At 56.9% G+C, this 25671-nt stretch carries 20 protein-coding genes; 2 read left to right on the top strand and 18 right to left on the bottom strand.

Annotation, left to right across the window (positions count from 1 at the left end):
• Positions 1-210: 210 nt before the first annotated feature.
• The 11 genes from rpsQ to rpsJ all read right to left on the bottom strand — a co-directional run bounded on the left by rpsQ (position 211) and on the right by rpsJ (position 5783).
• Positions 211-441, bottom strand: a complete 231-nt coding sequence (gene rpsQ, locus QMG40_RS07615; protein ID WP_283530140.1) for a 30S ribosomal protein S17 — start codon at positions 439-441, stop codon at positions 211-213.
• A 62-nt stretch (positions 442-503) separates the two neighbouring features.
• A complete protein-coding gene (rpmC, locus tag QMG40_RS07610) occupies positions 504-827 on the bottom strand; it encodes a 50S ribosomal protein L29 (protein WP_283530077.1) in 324 nt (107 codons plus the stop codon).
• Positions 828-829: 2 nt separating this feature from the next.
• Positions 830-1246, bottom strand: a complete 417-nt coding sequence (gene rplP, locus QMG40_RS07605; protein WP_283458465.1) for a 50S ribosomal protein L16 — start codon at positions 1244-1246, stop codon at positions 830-832.
• Complete coding sequence (rpsC, locus tag QMG40_RS07600; RefSeq protein WP_283530075.1) at positions 1247-2095, bottom strand: 30S ribosomal protein S3; 849 nt, start codon at positions 2093-2095, stop codon at positions 1247-1249.
• Positions 2096-2461, bottom strand: coding sequence for a 50S ribosomal protein L22 (gene rplV, locus QMG40_RS07595; RefSeq protein ID WP_283530073.1), 366 nt, complete (start codon positions 2459-2461; stop codon positions 2096-2098).
• 38 nt (positions 2462-2499) lie between these two features.
• Positions 2500-2781, bottom strand: a complete 282-nt coding sequence (rpsS, locus tag QMG40_RS07590) for a 30S ribosomal protein S19 (protein WP_110105559.1) — start codon at positions 2779-2781, stop codon at positions 2500-2502.
• A gap of 12 nt (positions 2782-2793) precedes the next feature.
• The gene (gene rplB, locus QMG40_RS07585) at positions 2794-3633 is read right to left on the bottom strand and encodes a 50S ribosomal protein L2 (RefSeq protein WP_283530070.1); all 840 of its coding nucleotides are present in this window, start codon (positions 3631-3633) and stop codon (positions 2794-2796) included.
• Positions 3634-3663: 30 nt separating this feature from the next.
• Positions 3664-3969, bottom strand: coding sequence for a 50S ribosomal protein L23 (gene rplW / locus QMG40_RS07580; RefSeq protein ID WP_038464693.1), 306 nt, complete (start codon positions 3967-3969; stop codon positions 3664-3666).
• On the bottom strand, positions 3966-4802 hold the full coding sequence (gene rplD, locus QMG40_RS07575) for a 50S ribosomal protein L4, sunset domain variant (protein ID WP_283530066.1): 837 nt from the start codon (positions 4800-4802) through the stop codon (positions 3966-3968). Before rplD ends, rplW begins: the two co-directional genes overlap by 4 nt.
• Before the next feature lie 4 nt (positions 4803-4806).
• Positions 4807-5457: a 50S ribosomal protein L3 gene (rplC, locus tag QMG40_RS07570; protein ID WP_283530064.1), complete on the bottom strand. Its 651-nt coding sequence runs from the start codon at positions 5455-5457 to the stop codon at positions 4807-4809.
• Positions 5458-5474: 17 nt separating this feature from the next.
• On the bottom strand, positions 5475-5783 hold the full coding sequence (gene rpsJ / locus QMG40_RS07565) for a 30S ribosomal protein S10 (protein WP_038464699.1): 309 nt from the start codon (positions 5781-5783) through the stop codon (positions 5475-5477).
• A 428-nt stretch (positions 5784-6211) separates the two neighbouring features.
• Between rpsJ and QMG40_RS07560 the strand changes: the two genes are divergently transcribed.
• Positions 6212-7501: an MFS transporter gene (locus QMG40_RS07560; protein ID WP_283530062.1), complete on the top strand. Its 1290-nt coding sequence runs from the start codon at positions 6212-6214 to the stop codon at positions 7499-7501.
• A 52-nt stretch (positions 7502-7553) separates the two neighbouring features.
• Here QMG40_RS07560 and QMG40_RS07555 read toward each other — a convergent pair whose 3' ends face one another.
• From QMG40_RS07555 to rpsL, 5 genes are all read right to left on the bottom strand, one after another.
• On the bottom strand, positions 7554-11795 hold the full coding sequence (locus QMG40_RS07555; protein WP_283530060.1) for a hypothetical protein: 4242 nt from the start codon (positions 11793-11795) through the stop codon (positions 7554-7556).
• 280 nt (positions 11796-12075) lie between these two features.
• Entirely contained in the window at positions 12076-13266 is a 1191-nt protein-coding gene (gene tuf, locus QMG40_RS07550) for an elongation factor Tu (protein ID WP_283530058.1), read from the bottom strand.
• 162 nt (positions 13267-13428) lie between these two features.
• Positions 13429-15543, bottom strand: coding sequence for an elongation factor G (fusA, locus tag QMG40_RS07545; protein WP_283530056.1), 2115 nt, complete (start codon positions 15541-15543; stop codon positions 13429-13431).
• 73 nt (positions 15544-15616) lie between these two features.
• Positions 15617-16087 carry a 30S ribosomal protein S7 gene (gene rpsG, locus QMG40_RS07540; RefSeq protein ID WP_038464713.1) on the bottom strand — a complete coding sequence of 157 codons (471 nt, stop codon included), beginning with the start codon at positions 16085-16087 and terminating at the stop codon, positions 15617-15619.
• 1 nt (position 16088) lies between these two features.
• A complete protein-coding gene (rpsL, locus tag QMG40_RS07535; protein ID WP_038464715.1) occupies positions 16089-16463 on the bottom strand; it encodes a 30S ribosomal protein S12 in 375 nt (124 codons plus the stop codon).
• Between the two features lie 417 nt (positions 16464-16880).
• On the opposite strand from rpsL, the gene QMG40_RS07530 reads away from it, so the two are divergent.
• The gene (locus QMG40_RS07530) at positions 16881-17873 is read left to right on the top strand and encodes a patatin-like phospholipase family protein (RefSeq protein WP_283530054.1); all 993 of its coding nucleotides are present in this window, start codon (positions 16881-16883) and stop codon (positions 17871-17873) included.
• 149 nt (positions 17874-18022) lie between these two features.
• Here the strand turns inward: QMG40_RS07530 and QMG40_RS07525 are convergent, their stop codons facing one another.
• Together QMG40_RS07525 and rpoB are read right to left on the bottom strand one after the other, a co-directional pair.
• The gene (locus tag QMG40_RS07525; RefSeq protein ID WP_283530052.1) at positions 18023-21925 is read right to left on the bottom strand and encodes a DNA-directed RNA polymerase subunit beta'; all 3903 of its coding nucleotides are present in this window, start codon (positions 21923-21925) and stop codon (positions 18023-18025) included.
• A 104-nt stretch (positions 21926-22029) separates the two neighbouring features.
• A complete protein-coding gene (rpoB, locus tag QMG40_RS07520; protein WP_283530051.1) occupies positions 22030-25548 on the bottom strand; it encodes a DNA-directed RNA polymerase subunit beta in 3519 nt (1172 codons plus the stop codon).
• Between the last annotated feature and the right edge of the window lie 123 nt (positions 25549-25671).

The following is a 25671-nucleotide window of genomic DNA, read 5'->3' as shown; positions in this document are numbered from 1 at the left end:
GAGCCCATCGGCCCTGCCCTCTACGACACAGCCTTCAGCCCAGAAGACGGCAACGGAATTCAACAAGGATGGGGCGGAAGAAGCCACTGACACGCCCGGGCTGTACACACATTTTGGCCGCTAACCCTTAAACGACGTTGGGCCCGCCACCGGTAACGGTGACGGGCCCAACGTTTTAGTTCACAAACTCAACCATGAGGTTGAAAATGATTACTTGGCCTTTTCGACGATCTCGACGAGGCGGAACCGCTTGGTAGCGGACAGCGGACGAGTCTCGCTGATGACGACCAGGTCGCCGATACCGGCGCTGTTCTCTTCATCGTGAGCCTTGACCTTTTTGTTGCGTCGCAGCACCTTGCCGTACAAGGCGTGCTTTACGCGGTCTTCGACCTCTACAACGATGGTTTTTTCCATCTTGTCGGAGACAACGTAACCGCGCATCTTCTTGCGGTCGCCACGGACAACAGTCTCCGCACCTGTTTCGGTGCTGTTTACAGAATCGCTCACTTGGCGTCCTCCTTTGTTTCTTCAGCCTTCTTGGAGGCCTTCTTGGCTTCCTTGTCAGCCTTTTTGGAGGCCTTCTCCACAGGTGGTGCAGCAACCACGTCCGGGCGTATGCCCAGTTCGCGTTCGCGCAACACTGTGTAGATGCGGGCGATGTCGCGCTTTACAACGCGAAGACGACCATGGCTTTCCAGCTGACCGGTGGCCGACTGGAAGCGCAGGTTGAACAGTTCTTCCTTAGCCTTGCGGAGCTCTTCGCCCAAACGGGCGTTATCGAACCCGTCAAGCTGTGCAGGGGCAAGTTCTTTAGAACCAATTGACATCTTTACTCACCACCTTCGCGACGCACAATGCGTGCTTTCAACGGCAGCTTGTGGATTGCCAGGCGCAATGCCTCGCGTGCTACCTCTTCTGATACACCGGAGAGTTCGAAGAGAACACGGCCGGGCTTAACATTCGCGATCCACCACTCGGGTGAACCCTTACCGGAACCCATACGGGTTTCGGCAGGCTTCTTCGTCAACGGACGGTCAGGGTAGATGTTGATCCACACTTTACCGCCACGCTTGATGTGACGCGTCATGGCGATACGAGCGGACTCGATCTGACGGTTGGTTACGTATGCCGGCGAGAGAGCCTGAATGCCCCACTCACCAAACGAAACCGTGGTGCCGCCAGTAGCCTGCCCCGTACGACCGGGGTGGTGCTGCTTACGGTGCTTTACTCGACGTGGGATAAGCATTTACGCCTTTCCTCCTTCTACTGCCGGAGCCGCAACCTCTGCAGCTACAGGAGCCTGAACCGGGGCAGCTGCCTCGGTGCGCTCAGGACGGTCGTTGCGACGACGGTCGCCACCGGCACGGGGGCCGCGGTTTCCGCGGTCGTCACCGTCACGGCGCGGGCCACGGCCACGTGCAGGAGCAGCAGCTGCCTGGGCAGCCAGTTCCTTGGACGTGACATCGCCCTTGTAGATCCAGACCTTGACACCAATACGGCCAAATACGGTTTTGGCTTCAAAGAAGCCGTAATCGATGTTGGCACGCAGGGTGTGCAGGGGCACACGACCTTCGCGGTAGAACTCGGTGCGTGACATTTCAGCGCCACCCAAACGACCAGCACAAGCGACACGGATGCCCTTGACGCTGCCGGTACGCTGAGCTGACTGCATTGCCTTCTTCATCGCGCGGCGGAAAGCCACACGGCTAGTTAGCTGCTCGGCGATGCCCTGGGCAACAAGCTGAGCGTCTGCTTCCGGGTTTTTGACTTCCAGGATGTTCAGCTGAACCTGCTTGCCGGTGAGCTTTTCGAGCTCGCCGCGGATGCGGTCTGCCTCGGCTCCACGGCGACCGATCACAATTCCGGGACGTGCTGTGTGGATATCCACACGAACACGGTCACGGGTGCGCTCGATCTCAACCTTGGAAATGCCGGCGCGGTCCATGCCTGTAGACATGAGTGCGCGGATCTGGATGTCTTCTTTTACGAAGTCCTTGTACCGCTGGCCGGGCTTGTTGCTGTCTGCGAACCAATGCGAACGGTGGTCCGTCGTGATCCCGAGACGGAAACCGTGCGGGTTTACTTTCTGTCCCACTTAGCGAGCCTCCTCTTTCTCGGGGGTAGCGACAACCACTGTTACGTGGCTTGTACGCTTCTTGATCTGAAATGCACGGCCCTGTGCACGCGGCTGGAACCGCTTCATGGTGGGGCCTTCATCGACATAAATCTCGCTGATGTACAGATCATTTTCGTTGAACGCGACGCTGTCGCGATCTGCCAGAACGCGGGCGTTAGCCACTGCGGACTGGACTACCTTGAATACCGGCTCCGAAGCGCCCTGTGGGGCAAACTTCAAAATCGCCAATGCCTCATTCGCCTGCTTGCCACGAATCAGGTTGACGACGCGCCGGGCCTTCATAGGCGTTACGCGCAGATGACGCGCACTTGCCTTGGCTTCCATTGCTATCTCTCTCTCGTCTAAGCCGTAAAGCCAAGCGCCTAGCGGCGCTTGCCCTTACGGTCGTCCTTGACATGGCCGCGGAATGTCCGCGTGGCGGCGAATTCGCCGAGCTTGTGCCCGACCATCGACTCGGTAACAAACACAGGAATGTGCTTGCGACCGTCATGCACGGCGATCGTGTGACCCAACATATCGGGCACGATCATCGAGCGGCGGGACCAGGTCTTAATTACGTTCTTGGTACCCTTTTCGTTCTCCCGAGCTACCTTTACAAAGAGGTGCTGGTCAACGAAAGGACCCTTCTTCAGGCTACGTGGCATGTCTCCAGGCTCCTATCGCTTGTTCTTGCCAGTACGGCGGCGACGAACAATCAGCTTGTCGCTCTCTTTGTTTGGACGGCGGGTACGGCCTTCGCGCTTACCGTTGGGGTTCACCGGGTGACGTCCACCGGAAGTCTTACCCTCACCACCACCATGTGGGTGATCAACAGGGTTCATGACAACACCGCGGACGGTTGGGCGTACGCCCTTCCAGCGCATACGGCCAGCCTTGCCCCAGTTGATGTTTGACTGCTCAGCGTTTCCAACTTCGCCGATTGTCGCGCGGCAGCGCGCATCAACGTTGCGGATTTCACCGGAGGGCAAACGCAGCTGGGCGTACTTGCCTTCCTTGGCGACGAGCTGAACCGAGGCACCAGCTGAACGTGCCATCTTGGCACCGCCACCGGGACGCAGTTCCACAGCGTGAATAACAGTACCCACGGGGACGTTGCGCAACGGCAGGTTGTTGCCTGGCTTGATGTCAGCTGCGGCGCCGGCTTCTACAAAATCACCCTGGTTGAGCTTGTTCGGAGCGATGATGTAGCGCTTGGTGCCATCAACATAGTGCAGGAGGGCAATACGCGCGGTGCGGTTGGGATCATATTCGATCTCAGCAACGCGAGCGTTGACGCCATCCTTGTCGTGACGACGGAAGTCAATCAGGCGGTACTGGCGCTTGTGGCCACCACCCTTGTGACGAGTCGTGATACGACCAGTGTTATTGCGGCCACCCTTTTTGGGCAGGGGACGGACCAGAGACTTCTCTGGAGTCGACCGCGTGATTTCTGTGAAGTCAGCAACGCTCGAGCCACGACGGCCCGGGGTTGTCGGCTTATATTTACGGATTCCCATAGTATATTTCCTCGTTAAAGTGGTCTCCGCTTAAGAAAGCGGACCGCCGAAGATGTCAATCGTGCCCTCGCGGAGGGAGACAATTGCGCGCTTGGTGTTCTTGCGCTGTCCCCATCCGAACTTGGTGCGCTTACGCTTACCAGCACGGTTGATGGTGTTGATCGAGTCGACCTTGACGGAGAAGATTTTCTCCACGGCCAACTTGATCTCGGTCTTGTTCGAGCGAGGGTCGACCAGGAAGGTGTATTTACCTTCGTCGATCAAGCCGTAGCTCTTTTCCGAGACGACGGGTGCAAGCACTACGTCGCGCGGATCCTTGATGGTGACGGCGCTCACTTGGCGTCCTCCTCAATAGTCTGGGCAGCTTCGCCGCCGGCGGGAACAAAGCCTGCGGCTTTGGCGTCCTCAACCGTTGCAAACCAAACTTCGGCCACAGTGGCGTCATACCAGCGTGAACCAGGCACGTGGTACTTCATTGAGTCCTTGTTGCCCTTGATGGTGCCTTCGGCATCCTCAATAGCGTCAACGGAGACCAATTCTTCAACCAGCAGCATGCTTGAAGCGAAAGCTTCGGCAGCGGCACGGCCTGAGACGAAGACTTCGTAAGCAGCCTGCGTGAAGACAATGTCATCGGAAACAAGCACGTCGTAGGTGTTGAGCTGGTCAACGTACAGAACGTGCAGGTCGGTGATGTTGCGTACGCTCAAAGCAGCGACATCGTTGGCACGCTCAATCACAACGAGCACATTGCGTCGCGTTGTGACAGCAGCCAGCGTAGCCTTTGCGGCCTTGGTGGACGGCGTGGTGCCGGCAACCAATTCAGCAATGACGTGAATACGGCCGTTGCGTGCACGGTCAGAGAGGGCGCCGCGCAAAGCTGCTGCCTTCATCTTCTTGGGCGTGCGCTGGCTGTAATCGCGAGGGGTAGGACCGTGGACAACGCCACCACCAGTCATGTGAGGGGCACGGATTGAACCCTGACGGGCGCGGCCGGTACCCTTCTGTGCATGTGGCTTGCGGCCTGCACCGGATACTTCGGCGCGGGTCTTGGTCTTGTGGGTACCCTGACGGGCAGCAGCGAGCTGAGCTACGACAACCTGGTGCAACAAGGGCACGTTGGTTTGTACGTCGAAGATCTCTGCAGGCAGGTCAACCTTTACAGTAGCCATTTACTTATGCTCCCTTCACGGCGGTGCGTACGAATACGACCTGGCCGCGGGCGCCGGGAACGGCACCCTTGATCAGCAGCAGCGACTTCTCGGCGTCAACACCGTGAACCGTAAGGTTCATGGTGGTTACGCGCTCGGCACCCATACGGCCTGCCATGCGCATACCCTTGAAAACGCGGCCAGGAGTGGACGCGCCACCGATGGAACCGGGCTTGCGGTGGTTCTTGTGTGCACCGTGCGAGGCCGGGGCGCCGTGGAAGCCGTGACGCTTCATGACACCGGCAAAGCCCTTACCCTTTGAAGTACCGACAACGTCGACCTTCTGGCCGGCTTCGAAGATCTCAACTGAGAGCTCCTGGCCGAGTGAGTAAGTGTCAGCATCTGCTGTGCGCAGCTCGACGACGTGGCGGCGAGGCGTGACGCCTGCCTTTGCAAAGTGACCAGCCAAGGGCTTCGTGACTTTACGAGGATCGATCGCACCGTAGCCGATCTGGATCGCTACATAGCCATCAACCTCTGCATTGCGCAGCTGTGTGATGACATTGGAATCGGCCTGGACGACGGTTACTGGAACAAGCAAGTTGTTCTCGTCCCAGACCTGGGTCATGCCGAGCTTCGTGCCCAGGATGCCCTTAGTGTTTCGGGTCGCGGTCATAGTTTCTCAGCACCTCCCTACAGTTTGATTTCGATGTTCACGTCAGCCGGCAGGTCGAGACGCATGAGCGAATCAACTGCCTTGGGCGTGGGGTCAATGATGTCGATGAGACGCTTGTGCGTGCGCATTTCAAAGTGCTCGCGGCTGTCCTTGTACTTGTGAGGTGAACGAATTACACAGTAAATGTTCTTCTCGGTGGGCAGCGGCACGGGGCCCACTACCGTTGCGCCTGCGCGCGTGACCGTCTCAACGATCTTCCGAGCTGAAACATCAATAACCTCGTGGTCATATGACTTCAGCCGGATGCGGATTTTTTGTCCCGCCATGGCGTCGTGACTCTCTTTCCTGTAACGAAGCACCCTAAGAGAAGCGATGCTGTTGACGTAAACGCTGTTTACTTTTACCTGTTCAATGTGGCACTCACAGCCACGCTTCCAACGAACTGAATCCGGATATTTCCGGGTTCCTCAATCCACCGAAGCTCCGACCCCCGCGGTCGGGCGTGTCGTGAATATTTCACGCACGTACCCGCACTAAATGCGAAGGGAAGGTTATGTTTGGTCTTTAACTTGGACCCTGCATCGAGCATTATCTCGACCGGGACACGAAAAAGAACTTGAACAACTCAATAAGTATGCCGGATTCTGGCGATGAACGCCAATCGGGGCAGACGCGTCCTTCGCTACGTAGACTGGCCCTACCCCGGCTTTCGGTGCCTAAACCTCGCCCTGGACAGGCATGAGAAGCTACAGGCGTGAGCAAAGTCACTAGAGAAGACGGGTTACCCACAGCCTCGACCATGCAGCCATTGGATGCTATCCCAACCCGCAGGGTCAGCGGACGGTGGATCTCCTTCTTCGCGCTGAGCTGGTTTGGCGTGTGGATTGCCCAGCTGACACCTGTGCAATTACTACTGCCACTCCAGGTTCAAAAGTTCCTTGACGCGACTGACTGGGTTCAGAATGTTCTTGGATTTGGCTACATTTCCGGAATTGCAGGAGTTTTTGCGTTTGTTGCTTACCCGCTTACTGGTGCACTGTCCGACCGCACCACCTCCCGCTATGGACGGCGCCGGCCGTGGATCGCCGTGGGGACGGCCGGTTTTGCACTGTCTCTGGTGTTTCTGGGCCTACAGGGCACTTTGCTGGGTATCGGTATCTTCTGGGTGGCCTCCAGCACATTCTTCTGTGTCCTGACGGCGGCACTGACTGCCGCAATTTCCGATCAGGTACCGGTAAGCCAGCGCGGATATGTTTCGGGTTGGATTTCCGCGCCGCAGGCCATTGGCATCATTGCGGGCTTGGTGCTGGTTACTGCCTTAGGGCTGAGCACCTTCGCCGGTTATGCCCTGCTCGCGGGACTTTTAGTGGTGCTGGGTTTGCCGTTCCTGCTCCTTATTGACGACGAAGTGCTCCCGCCAGGAGTTGTCCCTGCGCTTTCGTGGCGTTCACTGCTAGGAGGTCTGTGGATCAGTCCCCGTAAGTTTCCCGACTTTGGTTGGACCCTACTGAGCCGAATCCTGGTGAACCTCGGGAACGCCTTTGGCACCAGCTTGCTTCTTTACTTCCTCATGTACGGCCTGAAAGTCAGCGACGCCAAGGGCTCCCTTATTCTCCTAACGCTGGTCTATATGGTGTTTGTGATCATCGCATCACTGTGGCTCGGCAGGCTCTCCGACAGATACGGCAGGCGTCGCGCGTTCGTGTTTGGCGCCTCCGTTTTGCAAGCTATTGCCGCCCTCATCCTGGCTTTTGTCCCCACCCTAGGTGCGGCCACCGTGGCGGCTGCTTTGCTGGGGTTGGGCTATGGTTGTTTCCTTTCCGTTGACCAGGCCCTTGCCACCGAAGTGCTTCCCGATCAGCTTTCCCGCGGGAAGGATCTTGGCATCATGAATATTGCCCTGAGCGTACCCCAGGCATTTGCACCCATGCTGGGCGCCCTGCTTGTCAGTGCCACAGGTGGATTCACCCTCCTTTTTCTGGTCTCCGGGCTCACTGCCCTCGCCGGGGCAGCCGCCGTTAGTCGGGTCAAAGGAGTTCGGTAGGAGACCACCTAGACGGCTGACCCGTCACCAGGGGCCGACGCCGGAGCGCCCGTTACTGCGGTGGCTGCGGCTGCCGTGGTGGTGCCGCTGGTGGTGCTGGTAACCGGGACCCCTGCGATGGTGTTCCCGGCGGTGGCCCGTGGTTTCCCATTGGACCTGTAACGGGAGGCTCCAAGTGGGGCTTCTTCCGGTTTAACCGCCAAATTGCAAAAGCAATAAGCGCCAAGGCCAGCAACGCCAACAGAATGTAGGTGAAGCCTCGTAAATACCAAAGCACCGCTGTGGAGACGCCGATGGCACCCCAAACAGTGAACATTCTTTCATCCAGACTCATACCCACGGCCAACAGTGCCACGAAGACCAACAGGGAAATGATCTGCTGCACCGAATCTGCGCTGAAAATGGTCACCAAAGCACCCAGGCTGGCAAAACTTGCCGCCGTTGCAAGAAGGCCCCTACCTGCCTTTTGTTGATTGTGCACATACCGAAGCACTGCCAGGGCACCAAGGGCCATGGCACACCATTGAATGGCCCAGAAAGCGCCCAAGTCCACAAACCTGGAGCAGGCTGCGAACCATACTATTGCACTTGCCAGGATTGCTGTGTCGATGGAAACCCGGCGATGCGCCGGAGGAACTTCGAGGCAGGTGAGCACGGCAATCAAAGTGAAGCCGGCAGCACCGGCCAATACCGTGTGGGTGTCGGCCATGGACCAAAGGGAAAAGAATGCCCCTGCGCCAAGTGCCGTGCCGACAACACTAACGCGTTGCACGTGCTTTTCCGTCACCAAGTCCAGGAAAATCAGGCGCACTACATACAGTGAGCCGACAACAACCACAAACCCGGCGAGAGCTGCGTATCCGGGGCGGTAAATGAGTTCCAGGACTTGGCTGCGGAAAAGCAATGCAGCTAAGAAGACCATCAGCGCTCCGGGCAAGGTTAGCTGTTCCAACTTCATCACATGGGCCCCGACAATCAATGCCAATCCAGCTACTAGCCATACGGCAGCAAAAACTCCCGTAGCGGCGTCCCTGTCGACAATGCTTGCTGTGACAAGGAACGTGGCAGTGGCAATCAACCAGTACCAGCGCATCTCAACGGCGTGCGGGGTGTAGATACAGCGCCAGGTAATCACACCGATGCACAGCGCCAGCAGCAGCAACGCAGTTGCTCCTGGCCACATTACGGGGGCAATGACGGATGCTCCCCCCACCACGGCAACGAGTGCCAGGTAGGAAGCACCACGCTGCTTCAAGGCGGCTTGGGCAGTTACGGCGGCCACGGCTAGGGCGATCAACTCCAGCGCCACTACCCAACGCAGAGCAGTTCCCGGGGACGAGAATCCACCGGCTGCCAGATGGTAGTGCATCGGAGTCAAGACCTGAGCGCCCAGCAGCAACCACAGTCCCACCTGTAGCAGCCGGGGAGCACCAACCAACTCATTGAAGCTGGCAACCCTCTGGGCTAGAAACGCGATCGCCATCTGAAGCAGCAACACTGCACTAAAGATAAGGGAAACCACGGACAGGTTCTCCGTAAGCTCACGAGCACCCACTACGACGAGGGCTGTCACGGCGGCCCTGAACAGCAAGAAGTAGGCACTCCTGCTGATTTGGTCCCTAGCCTTGAGCGTAACGAGGATAGACATGCCCGCAATCAGGACCAGCACTAGTGCCAGAAGCCCTCTGTCATGTGCGCTCCATATTGCCAGCGCAACCATCGCAGCAGGACTTCCCCACTGGACAGCAGTGAAAGAACGTTGGCGTAACGTTCCAGCTAGAGCGAGAATCGCCAGGACTGCCACATTCAGACCCACCACAACCATTGTTGTCCAGAGCACAGGGGCGCCGTTTCGGATGGCCGCTCCGGCGACCGTTACAACGATCAACAGCGTCAAAATCACATCCACGCGCAGACCGGCAATGACAAGGCCCCGCAACGTCACCACGGCAAGAATTATTAGTTGAGGGACAAGTGCTAGCAGGAGCCACAGGCCCAGTCCTACATGCACTCCCGTGATTTTTGTGAAGGGATCATGTTCCATCCATAGCTGAAAAAGTGCCACGGAAAGCAGAAGCGAAGTAACCCGAGCCGCCCACCAATAAAGCCAACGGTGCAGAGTCCCGGATCGGTCCCGGAGGCGCATACCACCAGAGATAAAGAAAATAAGGGCAACAGTCCAAGCAACGCTGGCACCACCAGCGGCAAAGACTGGCCCCGTAAACAGGGCAGTAATAGTGAGGTACGAAGGCGCAATAAACTCACCAACAGACCAACCTGGTTTTGGAGTCAGTTTCGTTAAGGAAAATATTGCTGCGGCAACAGCCATGGCGACAGCAGCCACCAGGAACTCAATTCGCAGCGAGCCCATGACAACGCTGGGGCTTTCGCCCAGAATCTTGTGGCTGCTGTAGGCAATCGACAAGGCAGCCACAAGGAAGGTCCCCACCACAGCCCAGGCGGCGGCCGAGTAACCTACGATGAGGTTCGGGGCACCATACGTTGCAAGCAGAGCATCAGCGAGCAGTTGTAGTGCCGCGATGACGGCAATGACTGCGATGATCAACTGTGTTTTCCCGGGCTGTGCAGGAATAAAGGTCGCCAGTGTGGAGGCAATAAATGCTGTCACAAGAATGCGCGCGGCCACCAACATGACGTGCCTGATTATCTGGGTTCTAGTTGTGAGGAACCTAAGCACCGAGTATGCCACCGCCAGGCCCACCAGGACCATCCAACCCGCGGCTTCAATCATCGGCGAGTACAGCAAAACCGCACCCACAGCTGGCAGAGGCAGCCATTCCCCGCGGGGCAAAAAAGCCGGCACAATCAGCATGGTTGCAAGCAGACCGAACCCAACACCCAACACCGTTATCAGCGTGCTCGCTTCCGCGGAGTCCTGGCGGAAATAATGGCCAACACTCCACACCAGTGAGGCAGCCGCCAACACGGGGGCGCTTATATAGACGTCGCGTCGAATCCAGTTCTGGTGCACGAGGAAGACGGAAAACGGAGTTTTAGCGTAGGCCACGGTAATCAGTTGCAGCGCCAAAACTACTGCAAAAGCACCTGCCGCCCATGTCAGATCCGGCTTAATCATCCAACCGACAAAGGGCGCTGCCATCGTTATTGAGACACGGAGACCGACGTAGTTGTAGCGCCTTAGTGCCGGCTGACTGATAAAGGTAAGAACGGCGTAGTAGACAGACCCGGCAACCAACACAAGCGCGTGGTCTGCTGCGTTCAGGGCAAGTCCGAAGGCAAGTGAGCCGGCAAGACCGGCCGGGGTGAACCATGGACCTAGACCAGATAGCGGCTTTGCATAAAGGCTGGGTGTTCTCCGGCCTGTTGGTCCGTTTCGTTTCAAGAGGTAACCAAGCAATGACAACAGGGCAGAGAAAACAATCAGTGCAGTGAAATACCAGGCCAACGCGGCACCCAACACCGCCACGGATGACCACGCCGTTGAGAGCAAAAATGCGATTGACAAATAAACTACCAACCGGCTTTGCAGACGCACGGCAGCAAAAACATACGCAAGTGTGCCGATGAATGACGTGAGCAACCACACGACGGGCGCGTTGGGAACACCCAGATTATAGGTGGCCAGTCCTGCAAACGGAATAATGGCCAGTGCCGTTCCGGAGAACGCTACCGCAGCGGGTTTAAGCCGCGCTACCTTCTCATGCAGAACTAATCCGGCCGCATAGAAAAGTGACGTCCCGAACCAAACACCCACAAGACGAGCGGACACGGGCAGGTTACTACCGACAAAAAGAGCCGCCGCTGCAACCATCAGCAAACTCGCCACATATAACGTGATGTTGATGTTCTGTGTCTCGCGCTTATTCTTTGCAGCCGCAGTTGCCTTTGGATCCAGAGGTGGCGCTGGTATCTGCGGGGCGTGGGACACGCGAGGTGGCTGTTGACCGCCCGGCAATCCTCGTGGCGGGAAGTTCTGGTTCCGGCCCTGAGCAGGATCGCTCACGAACGGCGGTTGGGCTGGAGGCTTGAGGTGCGCCGAGAGTGCGGAATGATCGGGCCATGCCACAGCTTCCGGATCGCGCGGTCTTGGAGTTGGTGGGTTGGTAGCCGCGGGTGGGGCAACAATCCGCCGGTCTTGTGCGCTAACCCCTGGCGGGGCTGGTACCGGGGCTGCTACTGGTGCTGGTTGTGCCGCTACGGCATCTCGCCACCCGGCCAAGTGACCCGCCAAGTAGCCCTGGCGATAGGCCTGATCAAGAGCTGGGCGCTCTGGCGCAGATGCCGGAACGCCAGGCTGCTGATTCTCACTCATGTAACTCCCTTACTGATGGCGAACTCCCAGTTTAGGCTACCAAGGACGCAGAAAAGCCATTTACTCCATCAAATAGCGATAATTACATTTTTCCTGTTTTTCACCACGTCAGAGCGGCACAAGGCATTAGTGTAGAAAGTGGTGTTGTTACGAAAGCTCCGATCCAGCCGATACAACAAGTCTGCGAGAATGCTCCCCTGCCCCGAACCTGCGCCAGAACGCAAAGAAGGGCCCCAGCCAAAGCTGGGACCCTTCTTCACAAAAACCAAATAGTCAAAAACTACTTGACGATTTTGGTGACACGACCTGAACCAACGGTACGGCCGCCTTCGCGAATAGCGAAGCCGAGGCCTTCTTCCATGGCGATCGGCTGAATCAGCACAACCGACATTTCGGTGTTGTCGCCAGGCATAACCATTTCCGTGCCCTCAGGCAAGGTGATGACGCCGGTAACATCCGTTGTACGGAAGTAGAACTGCGGGCGATAGTTGGAGTAGAACGGGTTGTGACGCCCGCCCTCATCCTTGGCCAAAATGTAGACGTTGGCTTCGAAATCAGTGTGCGGGGTAATGGAACCCGGCTTCACGATAACCTGTCCACGCTCTACGTCTTCGCGCTTGATACCGCGAAGCAGCAGACCACAGTTCTCGCCGGCCCAAGCCTCGTCAAGCTGCTTGTGGAACATTTCAATACCGGTAACCGTGGTCTTCTGGACCGGACGGATTCCGACGATCTCAATTTCAGAGTTGATCTTGAGAGTTCCACGCTCGGCGCGGCCCGTAACAACGGTGCCACGGCCGGTGATGGTGAATACATCTTCAACCGGCATCAAGAACGGCTTGTCCTTGTCGCGGATGGGGTCCGGAACGTTGTTATCCACTGCATCCATCAAGTCCTCAACGGACTTGACCCATACGGGATCGCCTTCCAAAGCCTTCAAGCCGGAGACGCGCACAACAGGTGCCTCGTCGCCATCGAAGCCCTGTGAGGAGAGCAGTTCGCGAACTTCCATTTCGACCAAGTCGAGGAGTTCTTCATCGTCAACCATGTCCGACTTGTTCAGTGCGACCAGCAGGTAGGGAACGCCTACCTGGCGGGCCAACAGAACGTGCTCGCGAGTCTGGGCCATCGGGCCGTCAGTCGCAGCAACCACCAGGATAGCGCCGTCCATCTGCGCAGCACCGGTGATCATGTTCTTGATGTAGTCAGCGTGACCGGGAGCGTCTACGTGTGCGTAGTGGCGCTTTTCGGTCTGGTACTCAACGTGGGAGATGTTGATCGTGATTCCACGCTGCTTCTCCTCGGGAGCCGAGTCGATAGTAGCGAAATCACGCGCCTCGTTGAGATCGGGGTACTTATCAAAAAGTACCTTGGAAATGGCAGCCGTCAACGTGGTCTTACCATGGTCTACGTGACCGATGGTACCGATGTTAACGTGCGGCTTAGTCCGCTCGAACTTTGCCTTCGCCACGGGTTCCTCCTAGAACGTTTGCTGTTGACTTACTCTCAGCGACGCTATTCGTCACCGAAATCCTAAGTAAGTCTACTGGGGGCTTTTGATATTTAAGAAATTCTTGCTGCTTGGCGCCTGACCAAGTGTAGAACCTGCTACAGACGCCAAGCAAAAGTGCGACTACTCGCCGCGGGCCTTCTGGATGATTTCGTCGGCTACTGCCTTCGGAACCTCAGAGTAGCTGTCAAACTTCATCGAGTACACTGCGCGACCCTGGGTCTTAGACCGTAGATCGCCGATGTAACCGAACATGCCGGACAAGGGAACAAGAGCCTTGATGACCTTGACACCGCTTGCGTCCTCCATGGACTGCATCTGACCGCGACGGGAGTTGATGTCACCAATAACTTCACCCATGTATTCCTCAGGGGTGCGGACTTCAACTTCCATCAACGGTTCAAGCAGAACCGGGTTGGCCAACCGAGCGGCTTCCTTGAACGCCATACGACCGGCGATCTTGAAGGCCATTTCGGAGGAGTCAACATCGTGGGACGCGCCGTCAAGCAGCGTGGCCTGGATGCCAACCATCGGGTAACCTGCCAGCACGCCATCAGGCAATGCGGACTGAATTCCCTGGTCAACGCTGGGGATGTATTCGCGGGGAACACGGCCACCAGTGACCTTGTTCTGGAACGAGTACATTTCGCCATCGTGCGTATCCAGCGGCGCAATGGCAATCTGGATCTTGGCGAACTGACCTGAACCACCGGTCTGCTTCTTGTGCGTGTAGTCATGCTTGACCACAGCGCGCTTGATGGTTTCCCGGTAGGCAACCTGCGGCTTGCCAACGTTAGCTTCAACGTTGTATTCGCGGCGCATGCGGTCAACCAAAACATCCAAGTGAAGCTCGCCCATGCCGCCGATTTCGGTCTGGCCGGTGTCTTCATTGAGAAGGACGGTGAACGTCGGATCCTCAGCGGAGAGCTTCTGGATAGCCGTTGACAGCTTTTCCTGGTCACTCTTGGTCTTCGGTTCAATAGCAACGAAGATCACAGGATCAGGGAAAGTCATCGACTCAAGCACGATCGGATTTGCCGGATCACACAAGGTGTCACCAGTGGTGGTGTCCTTGAGGCCAATAACGGCGTAGATGTGACCTGCGTGGATTTCATCCACAGGCATTTCCTTGTTGGCGTGCATCTGGAACAACTTACCCAGACGCTCCTTCTTCTGCTTGGTGGAGTTCAACAGCTGTGTGCCGGAAGTTGCCTTGCCGGAGTACACGCGAATGAAGTTCAACTGGCCAAAGAACGGGTGAGCGGCAATCTTGAAAGACAGCGCCGAGAACGGTGAATCTTCGCTGGGCTCACGAGTGAACTCAACTTCTTCATTGCGCGGATCGTGACCAACCATGGCGCCAACATCCAACGGGTTCGGCAGGTAATCGATGACAGCATCGAGCATCGGCTGAACGCCGCGGTTCTTGAAGGCAGAGCCACAGAACACCGGGTAAATCTCAGAGTTCACGGTCAGCTTACGAATGCCAGCCTTGAGTTCCTCAACTGAAGGCTCGATGCCCTCGAGGTACTTCTCCATGAGCTCTTCGGAAGCCTCTGCAACCGCTTCAACAAGGGAAGCACGGTATTCTTCAGCCTTTTCCTGCAGATCCGCGGGGATCTCTTTGGTCTCGTAGTTGGCACCCATGGTGACATCACCCTTGGAGTCGCCAGCCCAAACGAAAGCCTTCATGGACAGCAGGTCAACAACGCCGATGAATTCACTCTCGGCACCGATGGGCAGCTGCATGATCAACGGTTTGGCACCCAAACGGTTGATGATGGTGTCCACTGTGTAGTAGAAATCAGCACCGAGTTTGTCCATCTTGTTGACAAAGCAAATACGCGGAACGTTGTACTTGTCAGCCTGACGCCAAACAGTCTCAGACTGAGGCTCAACGCCTTCCTTGCCGTCAAAAACAGCGACGGCACCGTCAAGCACTCGCAAAGAGCGCTCCACCTCTACCGTGAAGTCAACGTGGCCAGGTGTGTCAATGATGTTGATCTGGTTGTTGTCCCAGAAGCAGGTCACGGCGGCACTCGTGATGGTGATGCCGCGTTCCTTTTCCTGTTCCATCCAGTCAGTCGTCGAAGCACCATCGTGTGTTTCGCCGAGCTTGTGGTTCACACCCGTGTAGAACAGGATGCGCTCAGTTGTAGTGGTCTTGCCAGCATCAATATGCGCCATGATGCCAATGTTGCGGACCTTGTTAAGGTCTGTAAGCACGTCCTGTGCCACGGTTTCTCCCTTTTCTAGAGATGAGCGAGAAGAAAGCCGGCGGGGTCTCCGCCTGCCTCCTTCAAGGCTCTAGTTACCAGCGGTAGTGGGCGAAAGCCTTGTTGGACTCTGCCATCTTGTGGGTATCTTCGCGACGCTTGACAGCGGCACCAAGACCGTTTGAGGCATCCAGTACTTCGTTACGCAGACGCTCGGTCATGGTCTTCTCGCGGCGAGCCTTCGAGTAACCAACCAACCAGCGAAGTGCCAACGCGGTCTGACGACCGGGCTTGACTTCAACCGGAACCTGGTAGGTAGCGCCACCAACACGGCGAGACTTGACCTCAAGGCTCGGCTTGATGTTCTCCATGGCCTTCTTCAAGGCAACAACGGGATCAGCACCGGTCTTTTCACGAACACCCTCAAGTGCACCGTAAACGATGCGCTCTGCGGTGGACTTCTTGCCATCTACGAGAACCTTGTTGATCAACTGAGTGACCAAAGGGGAACCGTATACGGGATCTACTACTAGCGGCCGCTTGGGGGCCGGACCCTTGCGAGGCATATTACTTCTTCTCCATCTTTGCACCGTAGCGGCTGCGAGCCTGCTTGCGGTTCTTAACGCCCTGGGTATCCAATGCGCCACGGACGATCTTGTAACGAACGCCGGGAAGGTCCTTAACACGGCCTCCGCGAACAAGCACGATGGAGTGCTCCTGGAGGTTGTGGCCTACACCTGGGATGTAAGCAGTTACTTCCACGCCACCGTTAAGGCGTACACGTGCAACCTTACGGAGAGCCGAGTTCGGCTTCTTCGGGGTGGTTGTGTAAACGCGCGTGCATACGCCGCGACGCATGGGGCTGCCCTTAAGTGCGGGAGCCTTGGTCTTTGTGACCTTGGGTGTCCGGCCCTTTCGGACCAGCTGGTTAATCGTAGGCACTTTCGTGTTCTCCGTTGTTTTATCGTGTTGCTTGCCCCGCGGGCCACAATGATTGCGCCGATGAGAGTAAGCCTTTTACTGGTAGTCGCAGACTTGGCGACTTCACAGCGCCTAGGCATGCAAAAATGTGGCATTCGCTGTACAAGAACCGTACAACCCGGACCCGCATCCGCTTCCTACGCCTAAACGTTAGGAAAACGCACACTCTTATCCACTGCCACACTAACAATTACTATTTACATTACCACGGGTTATGCCATGCCCTCAAATCAAGGACATAAACGATCACACCCGGGCCGTTGACGGGACCTTGACAGCACGGGGTGCAGGCGCCAGTCTCGAAAGTACACAGCACCCAGCACACGGCACACGGCAAGAAGTATTAGGCACATAGTGCCCTGTTCAAGGAGGCACGTAATGGCTGATGCAGATCTTGTGCTTGAAGGTGGCGGGCTTAAGAGTTCGGCGCTGGTGGGAGCTATTGCGGCAATGACCAGTTTTAGCGATCCTTATTCTTTCCACCGAATCGCTGGCGCTTCTGCCGGCGCCATCGTGGCTGGGCTGCTAGCGGCCGGACTGAGTGCGGCCCAAATCAAGAACGCCATGGACAGACTGGACTACACAAAGTTCATGGACCCCACCGGCTGCCTTTCCGGGTTGCCAATTGTGGGAGAAATTTCCGGGCTGCTGTTCCACCAGGGACTCTACGCCGGAGAGGTCCTCTACGAATGGCTCAAGGAAACCCTTGCCGCACATGGCGTCCATACGTGGGCGGACCTAAAGGATAATGATCCGCAAAGCGCGTTGCCGGCATCGCAACGATACAAACTAGTGGTGATTGTCTCGGATATATCCCGGGGAATTATGCTCCGCCTGCCCTGGGACTATAGGGAACTACTGGGAGTGGATCCAGACACCGCCCCCGTAGCGGACGCCATCAGGGCATCTGCCTCCATCCCTTTTTTCTTCCGCCCCTGGACCTTGTCCACAGATCCGTCGGTTACCGGGCACAAGAATATTGTTTGCTCAGATGGTGGGCTACTCTCCAACTTCCCCATGTCGATCTTTGACAGAGATGACGGCGCACTCCCCCGTTGGCCAACAATTGGCATCAAATTATCTGATACCAATACAGCCCGTACGCAGGACTGGAACCCCGAGCACAACAGCCTGGAACTGGCAAAATCACTACTGAGCACCATCATTGGGGCCGCGGACCGCAGTTATGTGAACGAGCCGCAGGCGTCCTCGCGGACAATCTTTATCAATACTTCCAATTACCGGGCCACCGATTTCAACCTCACGCAGCAGGACAAGGACGCCATGTACGCCAGCGGACTAGCCAGCGGGGAGAGGTTTCTTGCACGCTGGGACTTCAAGAAGTGGCAGTCCGGAGACTACTCGATGTGATGGTGGGATAGCTTTGTTAAAGTACGACGGCGGTGACCCACCTTCACAGGTGAGTCACCGCCGTCGTACTTCACTACTAACTGGGTCCGCAACCCCTAGGGGCCAACGCTTTGATCGCTAGCAATCAAAACGTTGGCAGGAGCGCGGGATTAGCCTGAGAAGTTGGTGCCCAGGTCGTAATCATCCAAGGGAATCGCACGGAACTCGGCACCCAAGTCGCCGACGCCGCCCACATAGTCAAAGTCGCTGAACGCGCTGGGACCTGTGAACAGATTGGCCTTGGCTTCTTCCGTGGGCTCCACCGTAACGTCGGTGTAGCGCGGAAGACCCGTACCGGCAGGGATCAACTTACCAATGATCACGTTCTCCTTCAGGCCCAACAGTGGGTCTGATTTGCCTTCCATGGCCGCCTGCGTCAGAACGCGGGTGGTTTCCTGGAAGGACGCTGCGGAGAGCCATGATTCAGTAGCCAAGGAAGCCTTGGTGATACCCATCAGCTCGTTACGACCCGATGCAGGCTTCTTGCCCTCGGACACTACGCGACGGTTTTCCGTCTCGAAGCGGCCGCGCTCGGCAAGCTCGCCCGGCAGCAGCTTCGAGTCGCCGGACTCGATGACTGTGACGCGGCGAAGCATCTGGCGGACAATAACCTCCACGTGCTTATCGTGGATGCCAACGCCCTGGCTGCGGTATACGCGCTGAACTTCCTCAACGAGGTGCTTCTGAGCGGCACGCGGGCCAAGGATACGCAGAACCTGCTTGGGGTCAACAGCACCCACAATGAGTTTCTGGCCAACCTCAACGTGCTCGCCGTCAGCAACCTGCAGGCGTGCTCGTCGCAGAACCGGGTAAGCGATTTCTTCGGTGCCGTCATCCGGTGTCAGGATCAAACGCATTGTCTTCTCGGACTCATCAATATTGATGCGACCGGCAGCTTCTGCGATCGGAGCGACACCCTTGGGGGTACGCGCTTCGAAGAGCTCCTGGATACGGGGCAGACCCTGGGTGATGTCCTCGCCACGGCTGGCAGAAACAGCACCACCAGTGTGGAAGGTACGCATGGTCAGCTGTGTGCCGGGCTCGCCAATGGACTGGGCAGCAATAATACCGACGGCTTCACCAATGTCCACGGTCTTACCCGTAGCCAAGGAACGGCCGTAGCAAAGTGCACAGGTACCAACGGTTGACTCACAGGTGAGTACTGAACGGACCTTGATCTCTTCAATGCCGGCTGCGAACAGCTTGTCAATGAGGACATCTCCAACGTCGGCGCCCGCAACAGCTAGAACCTGACCGTTAGAGTCCGCAACCTCGGAAGCCAAGGTACGAGCGTAAACGCTGTTCTCAACTTCCTCGTGCAGCACAATCTCACCTGCGCCATCAACCACTGCGATCGGCAGGGTCAAACCGCGCTCGGTGCCACAGTCGTCTTCACGAACAATGACATCCTGTGAGACGTCAACGAGTCGACGGGTCAGGTAACCGGAGTTGGCTGTACGCAGAGCGGTATCGGCCAGACCCTTACGGGCACCGTGAGTAGCAATGAAGTACTCCAAAACCGACAGGCCCTCACGGTATGAGGACTTGATCGGGCGAGGGATAATTTCACCCTTCGGGTTGGCTACCAAGCCACGGATACCGGCAATCTGACGAACCTGCATCCAGTTACCACGAGCACCGGAAGAGACCATCCGGTTGATCGTGTTGGATGCGGCGAACGAGTCACGCATAACATCCGCGATCTCGTTGGTTGCCTGGTTCCAGATGTCAATGAGCTCCTGGCGGCGCTCATCATCAGCGATCAAACCCTTGTCATACTGGGCCTGGACCTTGGCGGCCTTGATCTCGTAGCTTTCCAAGATGGCGGGCTTTGCGGCAGGTACCTCAATGTCGGAGATGGCAACAGTAATACCTGAACGAGTTGCCCAGTAGAAACCGGCATCCTTCAAGTTATCCAGTGTTGCTGCCACAACCACCTTGGGGTAACGCTCGGCGAGATCGTTGACGATCTCGGAGAGCTGACCCTTGTCAGCAACAGACTCTACCCACGGGTAATCCGCAGGAAGCGTCTCATTGAAGATGACCTGGCCCAAGGAGGTTTCGATGAGGGCGGTGCCACCGGATTCGAAACCTTCCGGCCCCTTGCGCTCGGGACCGGGAACAAAGTTCTCCAAACGAATCTTGACCTGTGAGTTCAAGTGCAACTCATTGGCGTCGAAGGCCATAACGGCTTCAGCCGAAGTGGAGAACACACGGCCTTCACCGGCTGAACCCTCACGCTTGGTGGTCAAGTGGTACAAGCCGATGATCATATCCTGCGAAGGCAGGGTGACCGGGCGGCCGTCTGAAGGCTTCAGAATATTGTTCGAGGACAGCATCAAGATGCGAGCTTCAGCCTGTGCTTCAGGGCTCAGCGGCAGGTGAACTGCCATCTGGTCACCGTCAAAGTCAGCGTTGAAAGCACCACAAACCAGCGGGTGAAGCTGGATTGCCTTACCTTCAACAAGCTGCGGCTCGAACGCCTGGATGCCCAAACGGTGCAAGGTAGGTGCACGGTTCAGAAGTACCGGGTGCTCGGTGATGATCTCTTCGAGAACATCCCACACCTGGGGACGGAAACGTTCAACCATGCGCTTGGCGCTCTTGATGTTCTGCGCATGGTTAAGGTCAACCAGGCGCTTCATCACGAACGGCTTGAAGAGCTCCAACGCCATCTGCTTAGGCAGACCACACTGGTGCAGCTTCAGCTGCGGGCCAACAACAATAACCGAACGGCCCGAGTAGTCAACGCGCTTACCCAAGAGGTTCTGACGGAATCGTCCCTGCTTGCCCTTGAGCATGTCAGAGAGCGACTTCAGCGGACGGTTGCCCGGTCCGGTGACAGGACGGCCACGACGACCGTTATCGAAGAGCGAATCAACAGCTTCCTGGAGCATACGCTTTTCGTTGTTGACGATGATTTCCGGAGCACCCAAATCAAGCAAACGCTTGAGACGGTTGTTGCGGTTGATCACTCGACGGTACAGATCGTTCAAGTCGGAGGTGGCGAAACGGCCACCATCGAGCTGAACCATGGGGCGCAGTTCCGGCGGGATCACCGGGACTGCATCCAGGACCATACCCAGCGGGCTGTTGTTGGTGGTCAAGAAAGCATTGACAACCTTCAAACGCTTCAGGGCACGGGTCTTACGCTGTCCCTTGCCATTGGCAATGATGTCGCGAAGGATCTCCGCTTCACCAGCCATGTCAAAGGTCTCAAGACGGCTCTTGATGGCTTCGGCACCCATGGCACCTTCGAAGAACATGCCGTAACGGTCACGCAATTCGCGGTACAGGGCCTCGTCACCTTCAAGATCGGCAACCTTCAGAGCCTTGAAGCGGTCCCACACCTGCTCGAGACGATCGATGTCAGCGTCAGCGCGCTTACGCACGTTGGCCATCTGACGGTCCGCAGAATCGCGAGCCTTCTTCTTATCGGCGGCCTTGGCGCCTTCACCTTCAAGGCGCTGCAATTCGCCTTCAAGGTCACGAGCGATCGTGGCGATGTCGTTATCGCGGGTATCCACCATGCGCTTCTTCTCCAGATCATGCTCAATCTGGAGGTTCGGCAGCTCTGCATGACGTGCTTCATCGTCAACGCTGGTGATCATGTATGCAGCGAAGTAAATGACCTTTTCAAGGTCCTTCGGTGCAAGGTCCAACAGGTAGCCCAAGCGCGAGGGAACGCCCTTGAAGTACCAGATGTGAGTAACGGGCGCAGCAAGCTCAATGTGGCCCATGCGCTCACGGCGTACCTTTGCGCGGGTGACTTCAACGCCACAACGCTCGCAGATAATGCCCTTGAAGCGCACACGCTTGTACTTGCCGCAGTAGCATTCCCAGTCGCGGGACGGGCCGAAGATCTTCTCACAGAAAAGACCGTCTTTTTCCGGCTTGAGCGTACGGTAATTGATAGTTTCCGGCTTCTTGACTTCGCCGTGGCTCCAGTCGCGGATATCTGCCGCGGTGGCCAGGCCAATCTGCATACTGCCGAAGGAGGATTCGCTGGACATATGGGTCCTGTTCTCTCTAATTCTCTAAAGTCTGAATGTCTAAGCGGGGTACGGGAGGAAGGGAAGGTTCTTTCGGCGGTGGGCTGGCCACCGCCGTCGTCCCCCTAAACTTCTTCGACAGAGTTAGGCTCGGCCCGTGACAGGTCGATGCCCAGCTCCTCCGCGGCCCGGAAGACTTCTTCATCCGAGTCACGCATCTCAATCGCGGCACCGTCGGTGGAAAGAACTTCCACGTTCAAGCACAGCGACTGCATTTCCTTGATCAGAACCTTGAAGGATTCCGGGATACCCGGCTCCGGGATGTTCTCACCCTTGACGATGGCTTCGTAAACTTTCACGCGGCCATGGATGTCATCGGACTTGATAGTCAGCAGTTCCTGCAGGGTGTATGCGGCACCATAAGCTTCCAGTGCCCAAACTTCCATCTCACCAAAGCGCTGTCCACCGAACTGGGCCTTACCACCCAATGGCTGCTGGGTGATCATGGAGTACGGACCCGTGGAGCGGGCGTGAATCTTGTCATCCACCAAGTGGTGGAGTTTCAAGATGTACATGTAACCCACCGAGACAGGGTCCGGGAACGGCTCACCGGAGCGGCCATCAAACAACATGGTCTTACCGGAGGAGTCGATCAGGCGGTCGCCATCACGAGTCAGGTTAGTGGAATCAAGCAGACCCGTGATTTCCGAGTCGCGTGCACCATCAAACACGGGTGTTGCCACACGAGTCTGACCAATTTCACGCGGCAGGTTCGGAAGGTCCTTGATCCAGTCCGGCTCGCCTTCAACCTTCCAACCCGTCTTGGCTACCCAACCGAGGTGGATTTCCAAAACCTGACCAACGTTCATACGTCCTGGAACACCCAAGGGGTTCAGCACAATGTCAACAGGGGTACCGTCAGCAAGGAAGGGCATATCTTCGATCGGGAGGATCTTGGAAATAACACCCTTGTTGCCATGACGGCCGGCCAGCTTGTCACCGTCGGTGATCTTGCGCTTGTTGGCAACGTAGACGCGTACCAACTGGTTCACACCGGGAGGCAGGTCATCTTCGGAGTCGCGGTCAAAGACGCGAACGCCAATAACAGTTCCGGACTCGCCGTGGGGAACCTTCAAGGAAGTGTCGCGAACTTCGCGGCTCTTCTCACCAAAGATTGCACGCAGCAGGCGTTCTTCCGGGGTCAGCTCAGTTTCACCCTTAGGGGTGACCTTGCCCACCAGAACGTCTCCGGCCTCAACCTCTGCACCGATGTGGATGATGCCGCGCTCATCGAGACCGGCAAGGATTTCCTCGGAAACGTTCGGGATGTCCCGCGTAATTTCCTCGGCGCCAAGCTTGGTGTCGCGAGCATCGATCTCATGTTCTTCGATGTGGATTGAAGAAAGCACATCCTCTGCAACAATGCGCTGCGAAAGGATAATGGCATCCTCGTAGTTGTGGCCTTCCCAAGACATGAAGGCGACCAACAGGTTCTTACCCAAAGCAAGCTCGCCCAGATCCGTTGCCGGACCATCGGCAATGATGCCGCCAACTTCCAGACGCTGACCCTCTGAGGCCAACACGCGCTGATTGTAAGCCGTTCCCTGGTTGGAACGCTGGTACTTGGCGATGGGGTAACTGATCTCCGTGCCGTCATCGTTGAGCATGACAACAACATCTGCGGAGACTTCCGAAACCACACCGGCCTTCTTGGCAATGACAACGTCGCCGGCATCAACTGCTGTGGCGCGCTCCATGCCGGTACCCACAAATGGGGCCTCGGAACGCACCAACGGCACGGCCTGACGCTGCATGTTCGCACCCATCAAGGCGCGGTTGGCGTCGTCGTGCTCCAAGAACGGAATCAAGGCAGTTGCCACAGACACCATCTGGCGCGGGGAAACGTCCATGTATTCAACGTCTGATGCTGCGATCAGAACAGGCTCCCCGCCGCCACCACGCTGACGGACCAATACTGAGTCCTCAACAAAGTGACTGTTCTCATCGAGGGGCGCGTTGGCCTGCGCGATGACAACATCCATCTCGTCGTCTGCTGTCAGGTAATCAACCTCGTCAGAGACAAAGCCATCCTTGACCCGACGATACGGTGTCTCAATGAAACCAAACGGGTTGATGCGTCCGTAGGATGCCAACGAACCGATCAGACCAATGTTGGGGCCTTCAGGAGTTTCAATCGGGCACATGCGGCCGTAGTGGGAGGGGTGAACGTCACGGACTTCCATGCCAGCACGGTCACGGGACAAACCACCGGGCCCAAGCGCAGAAAGACGACGCTTGTGCGTCAACCCGGCAAGCGGGTTGTTCTGGTCCATGAACTGCGAGAGCTGAGAGGTTCCGAAGAACTCCTTGATCGCTGCCACAACGGGGCGGATGTTGATCAGGGTCTGCGGCGTGATCGCTTCGACGTCCTGAGTAGTCATACGCTCGCGAACCACGCGCTCCATACGGGAGAGACCCGTGCGGATCTGGTTCTCAATGAGCTCGCCCACGGCGCGGATACGACGGTTACCGAAGTGATCAATGTCATCAACGTCAACACGCAAGTCAACCTCGGCACCGTCGCGGGTGCCCTTGGTTGTCTTGTTGCCGGCATGCAAAGCAACCAAGTACTTGATCATGGCGACAATGTCATCCACGCTCAGTACTGATGCTTTCTCATCGCTCAACGGCAGATCAATACCCAGTTTGCGGTTGATCTTGTAACGGCCAACCTTGGCCAGATCGTAGCGCTTGGGGTTGAAGTACAGGTTGTGCAGCAGCGCATCAGCGGCGTCTACTGTGGGCGGCTCGCCCGGACGCAGCTTGCGGTAGATGTCCAGCAGGGCATCTTCGCGACCGGTGGTGGCATCCTTTTCCAAGGTTGCGCGGATCGAGTCGAACTCGCCGAACTCTTCCAGGATCTGGCCTTCACTCCAGCCGAGGGCCTTGAGCAGAACTGTGACTGACTGCTTGCGCTTGCGGTCGAGACGGACGCCAACCTGGTCACGCTTGTCAATCTCCAGCTCGAACCATGCGCCACGCGAGGGGATGATCTTGGCGGTGAAGATTTCCTTGTCGCTTGTCTTATCCGCTGTGCGCTCAAAGTAAGCGCCCGGGGAACGGACAAGCTGGGACACAACGACACGCTCGGTACCGTTAATGACGAAGGTGCCCTTGTTTGTCATCAAGGGGAAATCGCCCATGAAGACAGTCTGTTGCTTAATTTCACCGGTCAAGTTGTTCATGAACTCGGCCTTGACGTACAACGGCGCGGCGTATGTGGCGTCGCGGTCCTTGCACTCGTCAACGGTGAACTTGGGGTCAGAGAACTCCGGCTCCGTGAAGGACAGGGACATGGTGCCCTGGAAATCCTCAATGGGGGAGATTTCTTCGAAAATATCCGATAGGCCCGATGTGACGGCCACGCTGTCATCACCAGCATTCACGGCCGTTTGCATGCGGTCCTGCCAGCGCCCATTACCTACGAGCCAGTCAAAGCTCTCGGTTTGAAGGGCAAGCAGATTCGGCACGTCAAGCGGCTCATGAATCTTTGCGAATGAGAGGCGACTCTTTGCACCATCGGTGCTGTTTGAATCGATAGCGGTTGCAGCGTTATTTACATTAGAGGTGCTCGAGGCGACCAAGAGGGATCCTTCCACAGACCTGCAGGCTTGTTCTTACGAACCCTTACCCGTTTCACTTTTGGTCATCAAACCAAAAGAAACGCTGGTCAAGTAACCTTAGAAAAGCATTCCAAAAAACAGTTA

The sequence above is a fragment of the Arthrobacter antibioticus genome, from assembly GCF_030063205.1.
In the GTDB taxonomy this organism is placed as follows: Bacteria; Actinomycetota; Actinomycetes; order Actinomycetales; family Micrococcaceae; genus Specibacter.
The sequence above is the reverse complement of the archived record's forward strand: the minus strand, read 5'-3'. Positions and strand labels throughout refer to the sequence as shown.